Consider the following 10,661-nt stretch of genomic DNA (forward strand, 5'->3'; position numbering starts at 1 on the left):
TCCCCCGATCAGTGGGTGCTCACGGGTGTGCGGCGGCCCCGGCGGAACCAGCGGCCACGGGCGCGAGGAGCATCCGCGTCGCGGCCGACCGGCGCCGGCTCGTCCGAGTCGGTCGGCTCACCGACGTGCGGCGCGCTGACGGCCTCGCGGTCCGGCTCGGTGGCGCCGGGCTCGGTGGCGCCGGGCTCGGTGGCGCCGGTCGCAGAACCGGCCGACTCGACCTGCACGGGCTCCCCGACCCGGATCCTCGGGATGCTCCCGGTGGTGTACTCCCCCGCCTGCTGGTCGCGGACCAGGACGCCGTCGTGCAGCTCGATGACCCGACGCCGCATCGCGTCGACGGTCGCCGTGTCGTGGGTTGCCATGACGACGGTCGTGCCGGTCCGGTTGATCCGCTCGAGCAGATGGACGATGTCGAGACTCGTCCCCGGATCGAGGTTGCCCGTCGGCTCGTCGGCCAGCAGGATCGGTGGCCGGTTGACGAACGCGCGGGCGATCGCGACCCGCTGCTGCTCGCCTCCGGAGAGCTGGTGCGGCAGCCGCTTCTCCTTGCCGGCGAGCCCGACGAGCTCGAGGGTCTCGGGGACGGTCTGGCGGATCCGAGGCCTCGATGCGCCGAGGATCTGCAGCGCGTAGGCGACGTTCTGCGACACGGTCTTGTTCGGCAGGAGCCTGAAGTCCTGGAAGACGAAGCCGATCTGTCGACGCAGCGCCGGCACCTTGCGTTCGGGCAGCAGCCCGAGGTCACGGCCGGCGACGAGGACGCGGCCCTCGGTGGCGTCCTGTTCCTTCATGACCAGCTGCAGGAGGGTCGACTTGCCCGAGCCGGACTCGCCGACGATGAAGACGAACTCTCCTCGGGGGATCTCCAGCGAGACCTCGTCGAGTGCGGGCCGTTGCGTCCTCGGATAGGTCTTCGTGACGTTCTCGAAGAGGATCATGCGAACGGACCTAACGTGAGCGGGAGGACGGGTCGGGCATGCACCCGGGCTCAGCGGCATACCTTGGCGTGTCACTCGGGCCACCCACGAGGCTACGGCCGGAACGCGACAAACCTGCGCTACTGCATTGACCGGCGTGGCGCGCCCGGTCGATCCTCAGGCGGTGCCTTCTGCCGCAGCCTTGCGTTGCTCGACCGTCCAGCGGATGCCTGCCTCGACGAAGTCGTCGATGTCGCCGTCGAACACGGCCGACGGGTTGCCGGTCTCGTGGTTGGTTCGCAGGTCCTTGACCATCTGGTACGGGTTGAGCACGTACGAGCGCATCTGGTCGCCCCAGCTGGCCTTGACGTCGCCCGCCATCTCCTTCTTGACGGCGGCTTCCTCGGCCTTGCGCATGAGCAGGAGCCGCGACTGCAGGACACGCAGGGCTGCCGCGCGGTTCTGGATCTGCGACTTCTCGTTCTGCATCGACACGACGATGCCGGTCGGCAGGTGGGTCATCCGCACCGCCGAGTCGGTCGTGTTGACGCTCTGGCCACCAGGCCCGCTCGAGCGGAAGACATCGACCTTGATCTCGTTCTCGGGGATCTCGATCGAGTCGTCGCTCTCGATGAGCGGGATGACCTCGACCGCCGCGAAGCTCGTCTGGCGCCGACCCTGGTTGTCGAACGGGCTGATCCGCACGAGACGGTGGGTGCCGCCCTCGACGGCGAGGTGACCGTACGCGTACGGCACGTTGACCTCGAAGGTCGCCGACTTCAGGCCGGCCTCCTCGGCGTAGGACGTGTCCATGACCGTGGTCGGGTAGCCGTGCCGCTCGGCCCAGCGCAGGTACATCCGCAGCAGCATCTCGGCGAAGTCGGCGGCGTCGACGCCACCCGCGCCGGAGCGGATCGTCACGACCGCCGCGCGCTCGTCGTACTCGCCGGACAGGAGCGTGCGGACCTCGAGCTCGCTGACATCCTTCCTGAGCGAGTCGAGCTCGCGCTCGGCCTCCTCGAGCGTGCCGGGATCATGCTCCTCCTGCCCGAGCTCGACGAGGACCTCGAGATCCTCGACCCGGCGGTCCATCCCGGTGACGCGGTCGCGTTCCGAGCTGGCGCGTGAGAGCGTGCTCGTGACCTGCTGTGCATGCTCGGGGTCGTCCCAGAGGTCGGGGGCGGCGGCCTGCTTCTCGAGGTCGGCGATCCGCGCGCTCAGCGCATCCAGATCGGTGACTCCGCGCACGGAGTCCATCGTCGTGCGCAGGTCCTTGAGTTCTTGCGTGAAGTCCACGGCCACGACATGACAGCCTACGTCAGCGCCGGTGGAGGGCCCCTCCGGGCAATGGGTCGCGGATGCCGCCCACCGGGCTCGCGTGCGTCCCTGCCCACGGCGTGCGCCCGGGTCACAACCGGTCGAGTGCCAGGAACCGGTCGATCATCAGGTTCACCTGCTCGGGGACCTCGAGCTGGTGGAAGTGGCCTGCCCCGACCGTCTGCCCGGTCGTCACCGTCGGGCACAGGCTGCGCACGGCGTCCAGGTCCTCGGGGCTCGTCGCGACGATGACGAGCACGGGGACCTCGACCCGTCGCAGCGCAGCCGCGGCGTCATACTCCCCCATCCCGCGCATGGCGGCTGCCGCGACGCGAACGTCGGTCAGCGGCATACCGGCCAGGATCTCGTCGCGGCGAGCGGTGTCGGTCGGGAGCATGATGCGCTCGGCGAACCGGCGTCGCCAGGCTCCGTCCGTGTCCTTCGCCACCGCGGGCACGGAGCGCAGGAAGTAGTCCTTCCCTCGCTGGTCGAGGATCGCAGCCGGTTCGAGCAGGACTGCGGCGCAGGCGAGCCCGCGGGCAGCGCACTCGAGGGCGACGAGGCCGCCCATGCTGTGCCCGATGACGACGGGTCGCTCGAGACCGCTTGCCGCGGTGACCGCGGCGACGTCGTCGGCGAAGTCCTCGATCGAGTAGCCTGCGTCGGCGGCCTGCTCGCTCGCGCCGTGCCCGCGCAGGTCGAGTGCGACGACGGCGTGCAACCGGGACAGATGAGCCTGCTGCGGCTCGAGGTAGGTGCGGTCGCAGCACCAGCCGTGCACGAGGACGACGCCCGGCCCGGACCCGGTCACCTCGTACCCGATCGACCCGGCCGGGCCTGCGGCCCGCAGCGACGGCATGTCAGATGCCGAACGTGTGCCTCAGCGGGTAGTGCGCGTCGTGGTCGGCGTCGAGCTTGCTGCCGAGCACCTGGTGCAGCTGGACGACGTTGGTCTCGAAGCCGTGCGAGCTGCCGCTGAGGTAGAGCCCCCAGATCTTCGCGGTGGCCTCGCCCACCTCGGCGACGGCCTCGTCCCAGTGGGCCGACAGGTTGCGGGCCCAGGCCCGGCAGGTCCTCGCGTAGTGCGGCCGGAAGCTCTCGTGGTGCTGCACCTCGAAGCCGGTGTCCTCCATGACCGTGACGATCGTGCCGGATCCGGCAAGCTCACCGTCGGGGAAGATGTAGCGGTCGATGAACGAGCCGCGCAGCCCGACGGCCTTGATCGCGCCGTTGTGCCGGTTGTCCGGGCGGGTGATGCAGTGGTTGAGCAGTCGACCGCCGGGCTTCAGTTTGTCGTGCAGCTCCCGGAAGTAGGCGGGGTAGTTGGCCACCCCGATGTGCTCGGTCAGCCCGATGGAGCTGATCGCGTCGAAGCCGGTCTCGACCACGTCGCGGTAGTCCATGAAGCGGACCTCGGCCGAGTGGGACAGGCCGGCGTCGGAGATCGCCTTCTGTGCCCACAGAGCCTGCTGCTGCGAAAGGGTGACACCGAGGGCCTCGACGCCGTAGTGCTCGGCGGCGTGCCTGACCATGCCGCCCCAGCCGCAGCCGACGTCGAGCAGCCGCATCCCCGGCTGCAGGCCGAGCTTCTGGCAGACGAGGTCGTGCTTGTGCTCCTGGGCCTGCTCGAGCGTCGCGTCCTGCGTCGGGTAGACCGCGCACGTGTAGGCCATCGACGGGCCGAGTACCAGCTCGTAGAAGCGGTTGGACACGTCGTAGTGGTGCGAGATCGCCTCGGCGTCCCGCTTGCGCCCGTGCACCAGACCGGTGCTGAGGCGATGCAGCCGGCTTGGGGTCTCCTGGGGCGGGAGCGGGGGACGACGGAAGGCCGGCCGCCCGAGGCTGCGGACGATCTCCGGTACCTCGGCCGCGCGAACGCTCGGGGCCGGGATCTTGTCCATCGTCCGGGTCAGCACCTCGTACGGGTCGCCCGGGTCGATCGGGTCGATCTCGAGGTCACCCATGACGTAGGCGCGGACGAGCCCGAGCTCCCCGGGGGCGGTCACCAGGTAGCGCAGCCCCCGCTCGTTGCGGATGCGCAGGGTGACCGCTGCGTCGCGGTCACCGCCGAGCGACCCGTCATACGCCTCGAGCCGGAAGAGCAGGCCCGTCGGGAAGAGGTGGTCGACCACCTCGCCAATCGTCATCGTCATCTGCGTCGCACCGCCTTGGAGTAGAGATCCGGGAGTCGACCCTCCGGATCGTGTACCCGTTTGGCGGCCCGATAGGCGTCGCCACCGTACAGATCCCAGAAGGTCCGCTCGTCATAGTAGGCGTCGGAGTAGAGCGACTTGTGACCACCGAGCCGGGAAACTTCGGCCTCGATGGCCCGGTTGACGTCGCCGTCCTGGCCGCTCGGGAGGATGGGGGCGGTGGACCAGAAGCCGACGTTGACGTAGACCTCCCCAGGCTCGAGCGGGTAGAGCGGCCACCGCCGGGCACCACCACCGGTGTCACGAAGAACCAAGGGGCACAGCCAGATCGGGTCGATCGGGACGGTGCCCAAGAACCAGCGCAGGAAGTCTGCGGTGCGGTCGATGGGGATCTCGACGTCCTGGACGACGCGCTCCTGGGCAGGCTCCCCACGTCGCTGCTGGAGCCGGGCCCACCAGTGGTGACGGTTCTCGAAGCGGATGATCTTCCAGTAGACGTCGCTGCGTTTGAGCGCGTCCGGCCACAGCCTGCGCACGAGCGGCCGCTGGACCCCGAAGGCACGAGAGCACCAGAACCAGTCGGTGTCCCAGCGCCACAGGTAGTCACGGATGGTGAGGTAGTCCTCGGACCGCAGCTGGATGGAGCGGTAGTACACCTGCTGCCCGCTGTAGTCGCTCGTGTACGGCGCGGAGTCCGCCCAGGTGCCGAGCGTCAGGTAGACCTCCTGCCCGGAGAACACCACCCCATCCAGGAAGTCGACCGGCTCGCCCTCGTACTCGCGCGAGGTCACGATCGCGTGGATCGCCTCCGGTATGCCGCTCAGCTCCGTCAGCCGGACATGGCGCAGTCGCACGTAGGCATGGACGCGCTCGAGCTGGATGACCAGCCGCGTCGCGTAGCCGAGGCTGCCGTAGGAGTTGGGAAAGGCCGCGAAGAGGTCGCCGTTCGGTCCATCCGGACAGGCGGTGACGAGGTCGCCCGCGCCGGTGAGCACGTCCATCTCGAGCACCGACTCGTGAGGCAGCCCGTTGCGGAACGACGACGCCTCGATGCCGAGCCCGGTGACGGCGCCACCGATCGTGATCGTCCGCAGCTGCGGGACGACGAGAGGCATGCAGCCGACCGCGAGGGTCGCCTCGACGAGGGCCTCGTAGGTCGTCATCCCCTCGACCTCGGCGGTCAACACGACGGGGTCGACGGACAGGACATGGGTGAGGTGTGCGACGTCGAGCCCCGGCGTGGCGAGCTCTGCCCGCGGACGGAAGAGGTTGGACGTGCGCTTCGCGAGGCGCACCGGATGCCCGGCGGGGACGGCGTCATAGGAGCGGCGCAGCGCCTCGACCCGTCGCACGTGAGCGGCCTGAACCTCTGTCGAGACGGTCACCATCGCTCCTTCGCATCCGGCCCCGGCGGCCCGGGACTTCGTCTGGCAGGTTAACCCGCGCACCTCTCCCGGATCGAGCAAGCCCCCAGTTCACCTCTCCCGAATCGAGAGTGCACTCCTCCCCGTCGAGAGTGCACTTCTCCCCATCGAGAGTGCACTCCTCCCCATCGAGAGTGCACTCCTCCCCATCGAGAGTGCACTCCTCCCCATCGAAAGTGCACTCCTCCCCATCGAAAGTGCACTCCTCCCCATCGAAAGTGCACTTCTCCCCATCGAGAGTGCACTTCTCCCCATCGAGAGTGCATCGCACTCACTGCAGCGGCGCTCGGGCCCGCGACTCGACCGTGATCGTGACGCTGCCGCCGAGGCTGTCGAGGACGCCGCCCGTCATCGGCAGCCGTGCCTGTCCCCGGAGCCGCACCACGGCAGTGCTCCCATCCGGGGTGCCCGTGCCGTCGACGAGACCCCATCCCGTCAGGCCGGCAGGCAGGGGGGTGCGCTCGAGGTGGTCTGCTGCGGCGGCTCGCACCGACGCGTCTGACAGCGCGACCGTGCTCTGCACTCCGCCGCCGTAGGCGCTGCCCTCCTCGAGGGCGTCGGCGGCGTCGAGGGCGAGCGCATCCGCTGTGTCGAGGATCCGGGTCCTGGCAAGCTGGGCTGCGGTCACGTCGATCGCCCCCACGATGAGCAGTGCGACGATGGCGAACAGCCCGAGGATGAGGATGCCGATCTGTCCGTCGTCGCGAGAGACATCAGACCTGTGCGGCCAACCCAGCGGGTGCCGGACACGCCGTAGCGAAGTGCCACGCATGCCGTTCATCGGGCCACGTACGTGTCGACAGCCGACACGTGGGTCGAGGAGACGGTCACGGAGGTAGGCACGTGAGCCGCGAGAAAGTCGGGCACGAGGGGCAGCTGAACCTCGATCGAGGCGGTGGACGTGACCTCCCCCCCGGGGTGCAGGCAGGGTGTGCCGTCACACCGGAGGTCGACCTTCGTGCCTTCGTCGAAGGCGAAGTCGGTGAACGCCAGTGCTGCTGCCGCCTGCGCGCGCACCTGGGCGTCGCTGTCGTTCGTGGCCGTGACGAAGGCGCGGCCGGCCTCCCGGCCCGCCAGCGACGCGCTGAACGCACCCGCCTGGATCCGCGCGGCGGTGAGGACGAGATAGATGAGGGGCAGCAGCAGGCCGAGGCCGAGGACGATGAACTCGACGATCGCCCGACCGTCGTCACGCCGCGACCACAGTCGGTGCCAGGCCCTTGGCAGGGTGGGGATCATGGGACCACTCCGACCTGGTGTTCGCTGAACGCGCGCCCGCGCACCTCGAGCGCTTCGGATGGTCCGATCGGACCGATGACCGGCAACGGAGCCCGGACCACGACCTGCACCACACGTACACCGTTGGAAATGTGTTCCGCTGCCGTGATATTGCGGGAGAACCGCGCGCTGAGACCGGTGCTGATGAGCTGGCTGGTACGCTCCGCACCGGCCTGCGGGCTGGAGTCGGCCCTGGCCCCATAACGGGCGCCCTCGGAGGCCGCAGCGATCAGGCTGTTGCGAACGTAGAGAGCCAGGCCGACCTGGAAGACACCTGTCGCGACGAAGAGCAGGAGTGCGGCAACCATGACGAACTCGGCGACCGCGGACCCTTCGTCGCGCGGTCTCCTCATGTTCGAGCCCGAGTACATCGACCCCGTGGACCGGCCACGACCTAGCGGCCCGGAGCGCTGACGCTGCCGAGCGCGTCGCTGAACATCTGGACCAGCCGATCGCCGGCGACGCCCCATAGAACGGTCACGATCCCAGCGGTCATGAGAGTGATCAGGACCCAGCCGGGCACGTCGCCCCGGTCCCGACGACCACCCACCCGGCCCACGAGGGCGGCAAGAACCTCGCGTCGGTGCCGGTCCATCGCGTTGAGGACTGTGTGCATGTCGTGCTCCTTCTATGTATCTATCTGTTTGGGTCTGGGGATGTGCTGGTTGGCTGTCCCGGGCCTGCGGGGACCGCGGCGCAGCCTGCGGCAAGGGTCAGAGAGAGAAGTTCAAGTAGCTGGCGCCCGGGTAGAGGGCGAAGAGGACCGTTACGGGCAAGATGAGGAAAACGACCGGGACCATCATCGTGATCTCCTTGCGAGCGCCCTCCTCCATGAGCGCACGTCGGCCTTGTTCGCGGACGTCCTGCGCCTGGGCCCGGAGCACCTCGGCCAGTGGTGTGCCGCGCTCGACCGCGACGACAATGCCATCGACGAAGCGGCTCAGGCTGAGCAGCCCCGTCCGACGGGCGAGGCCCTCGAGTGCGGTGGGCAGGTTGGCCCCCGCCCGCGCGTCGGCGAGACAGCGCCGCAGCTCGTCGGAGAGCTCCCCATGAGAAAGCCGGCAGACGCGCTCCAGCGCTCCGGTCGCACCCTCCCCCGCGCTAACGGCCAGAGCGAGCAGCTCTGCCACGGTGGGGAACTCGGCCAGCATGCGCTGCTCGCGCCGGTGCGCGGACCGGGACAGGTGCAGGTCGCGCCCCGCGATGCCCGCCAGCGCTCCGACGACGACGAGCAGCACGAGCATGACGAGGGACAGCTGGCCCTTCGACACGGCCTGCAGTCCGGTCAGCAGGATCGCGGCGATGGCGCCACCGAAGCCTGCCAGCACCTGCTCGGCCCGGAAGCGTTCGAGGTCGGACTGTTGCCCAGCACGCTGTTGCCGCCGCACGACGCTCGCGGACCCACCGAGGACGGCGTCGACCCGCATCCCGAGACGGCTGAGGTACGGCGCCGCCAACGCCCCGAGGCCGAAGAACCCCGGCGTCCGAGGCGGGGCGGCGAGCAGCTTCGAGGGGCGAACCGCGTCGCGCAGGTAGGGCGCGAGCCGCTCCTCGAGGCCTGGTCGGCGCATCATGGGCAGGCCCGCGACCACGAGCGCGACGCCGGCCAGCGCGAGCAGACCCACCACGGCACCGGCCCAGGACCACCCGCTGCCGGGCAGCAGGGCGAGGACATCGACCGAGCTGCTCATCTCAGCACCCGCTCTTCCTCCGGGAGACGCCCGATCCACACCATGATCCGGTACGCCACGACGCAGACGCCTGCGCCGATGATGAGGATGACCCACCCGGCCGGGCTGGAGTAGCTGGCCAGCGACTGGCCGCGCATGGCCAGCATCCCCAGGACGATCCACGGTGCGGCGACGGCGAGTCGGGCGGCCCCTACGGTCCAGCTCTGGCGGGTCTCGAGCTCGGACCGGGTGCGAGCGTCCTCGCGCAGGAATGACGACAGGGTGCGCAGGAGCGTGCCGAGCTCGCTGCCGCCGACCTCACGGGCGATCCGCAGCGACTCGACCAGGCGATCGGCCACCGGGTCGCGAAGCCGATCCTTGAGCCGGTCGAGGCAGTCGTGGAAGCGACCTGTCGTGCGGTAGTCCTCGGCGAAGGCTGCGAAGGCGGGACGGAGCTCCTCGGGGCCACGGACTGCCAGCTGTGCCAACGCTTCCGGCAACGCGAGCCCTGCCCGGATCCCGGAGGTGATGTTGTCGACCGCGTCCGGCCACAGGTCGCGCAGCTTGCTGCGGCGCGCGCGGGCGCGGGCCCGGACCAGCGTGATGGGCCCGAGCCCGGCCGCGACGGCGAAGCACAGCGCGATCGGGACGACGCCGACCAGGAGCACGACACCCAGGAAGACCAGGACGAACATGACGATCGATCCGACGATCAGGTTGCCCGGGGTCACCGAGGGGTACCCGGCCTGGGTCAGATGGTCGCGCAGGTCGACCACGAAGCCACCGTCCCGAGTGTGGGGCAGTCGCTCCTGCTGGGGCCAGAAGGACCAGTAGATGCAGAAGACCCCCAGCCCGAACACGAGGCCGACGACCAGTGGTGACATCAGCGCTCACCCTGCGAAAGGAGGGAGGCGAGGTCGTAGCCGGCCCGCTCGAACGCGTCACGGTGCGGCGGGAACCCGTCTGCCCGCACGAGCCGGCGCCCTCGGGTCACGAAGAGGTCGGCGATCTCGATGACGTCAGCCTCGGCCCGTCCGGGAACGGCGACGATCTCGCGCACGCGGCGGGTGCCGTCACGCTCGAGCGCCACGTGCACGACGAGGTCGACGGACGCGGCGACGGTCGGCACGACGAAGCGGCTGGACACGTTGTCGCCGGCCAGGAGCGGCAGGGTGCACATCTTGGTGACCGCCTCGCGTGCGCTGTTCGCGTGGACCGTGCACATTCCGGGAACGCCACTGTTGAGGGCGATCAGCAGGTCGAGGCTCTCCTCCTGCCGCACCTCGCCGACGATGATCCGCGAGGGCCGCATCCGCAGCGCCTCCTTGACGAGGCGACGCAGGGGCACCTCCCCGGTTCCCTCGAGGCTCGGCTGGCGGCACTGCATGGCGGCGACGTCGCGAAGCGGGATACGCAGCTCGAAGACCTCCTCGCACGTCACGACCCGGTCGCGGGGTGGGATCGCGGCCGACAGACAGTTGAGCAGGGTCGTCTTGCCGGCTTGCGTCCCTCCCGCGACCAGCACGTTCAGCCCGCTCGCGACCGCCGCGTCGAGGAACGTCGCCGCCTGCCGAGTCAGGGTGCCCAGACGCACGAGGTCGTCGAGATGGTCGGCCTTGACGACGAACTTGCGCACGTTGACCTGCCAGTGCTCCCGGCTGATGTCCGGGATGACCACGTGCAGCCGGGACCCGTCCGGAAGAGTGGCGTCGACGAACGGGGATGAGAGGTCCACCCGGCGCCCACTGCTCTTGAGCATGCGTTCGACGAGGTCACGCACCTCGTCGGAACTGAGGATGGTCGGGGTCAGCTCCGCCGTCCCGCCGCGGGCGATGAATACTTTGGATGGCTCGTTTATCCACAGTTCCTCGACGGTCGGGTCGTCGAAGTACTGCTGCA

Annotated in this window: 12 protein-coding genes; all 12 read right to left on the minus strand. The window is 69.6% G+C overall.

The window, feature by feature from the left end:
- Nucleotides 1-8: 8 nt before the first annotated feature.
- Nucleotides 9-941, minus strand: coding sequence for a cell division ATP-binding protein FtsE (gene ftsE / locus L0H79_RS05640; protein WP_301483585.1), 933 nt, complete (start codon nt 939-941; stop codon nt 9-11).
- Nucleotides 942-1,097: 156 nt separating this feature from the next.
- Entirely contained in the window at nt 1,098-2,222 is a 1,125-nt protein-coding gene (gene prfB, locus L0H79_RS05645) for a peptide chain release factor 2 (RefSeq protein WP_301483586.1), read from the minus strand.
- Between the two features lie 106 nt (nt 2,223-2,328).
- Nucleotides 2,329-3,096, minus strand: coding sequence for an alpha/beta fold hydrolase (locus L0H79_RS05650; protein WP_301483587.1), 768 nt, complete (start codon nt 3,094-3,096; stop codon nt 2,329-2,331).
- Between the two features lies 1 nt (nt 3,097).
- Nucleotides 3,098-4,384, minus strand: a complete 1,287-nt coding sequence (locus L0H79_RS05655) for a class I SAM-dependent methyltransferase (protein WP_301483588.1) — start codon at nt 4,382-4,384, stop codon at nt 3,098-3,100.
- Between the two features lie 2 nt (nt 4,385-4,386).
- Nucleotides 4,387-5,775, minus strand: coding sequence for an FAD-binding oxidoreductase (locus L0H79_RS05660; RefSeq protein WP_301483589.1), 1,389 nt, complete (start codon nt 5,773-5,775; stop codon nt 4,387-4,389).
- A gap of 310 nt (nt 5,776-6,085) precedes the next feature.
- Nucleotides 6,086-6,586: a pilus assembly protein TadG-related protein gene (locus L0H79_RS05665; protein WP_301483590.1), complete on the minus strand. Its 501-nt coding sequence runs from the start codon at nt 6,584-6,586 to the stop codon at nt 6,086-6,088.
- Nucleotides 6,587-6,591: 5 nt separating this feature from the next.
- Nucleotides 6,592-7,053 carry a pilus assembly protein gene (locus tag L0H79_RS05670; RefSeq protein ID WP_301483591.1) on the minus strand — a complete coding sequence of 154 codons (462 nt, stop codon included), beginning with the start codon at nt 7,051-7,053 and terminating at the stop codon, nt 6,592-6,594.
- Entirely contained in the window at nt 7,050-7,445 is a 396-nt protein-coding gene (locus tag L0H79_RS05675) for a TadE family protein (protein ID WP_301483593.1), read from the minus strand. The genes L0H79_RS05670 and L0H79_RS05675 overlap by 4 nt, the downstream gene beginning before the upstream one ends.
- Before the next feature lie 41 nt (nt 7,446-7,486).
- Nucleotides 7,487-7,708, minus strand: a complete 222-nt coding sequence (locus L0H79_RS05680) for a hypothetical protein (protein ID WP_301483594.1) — start codon at nt 7,706-7,708, stop codon at nt 7,487-7,489.
- Between the two features lie 97 nt (nt 7,709-7,805).
- Nucleotides 7,806-8,783 carry a type II secretion system F family protein gene (locus tag L0H79_RS05685; RefSeq protein ID WP_301483595.1) on the minus strand — a complete coding sequence of 326 codons (978 nt, stop codon included), beginning with the start codon at nt 8,781-8,783 and terminating at the stop codon, nt 7,806-7,808.
- Nucleotides 8,780-9,646 (minus strand): type II secretion system F family protein, encoded by an 867-nt coding sequence (locus L0H79_RS05690; protein WP_301483596.1) that lies wholly within the window; start codon nt 9,644-9,646, stop codon nt 8,780-8,782. The genes L0H79_RS05685 and L0H79_RS05690 overlap by 4 nt, the downstream gene beginning before the upstream one ends.
- Nucleotides 9,646-10,661, minus strand: a 1,016-nt coding sequence (locus L0H79_RS05695) for a CpaF family protein (RefSeq protein ID WP_301483597.1), incomplete at its 5' end; no start/stop codon positions are given. The genes L0H79_RS05690 and L0H79_RS05695, both read right to left, overlap by 1 nt.

Source organism: Intrasporangium sp., from assembly GCF_030452765.1.
Lineage (GTDB): Bacteria > Actinomycetota > Actinomycetes > Actinomycetales > Dermatophilaceae > Intrasporangium_A.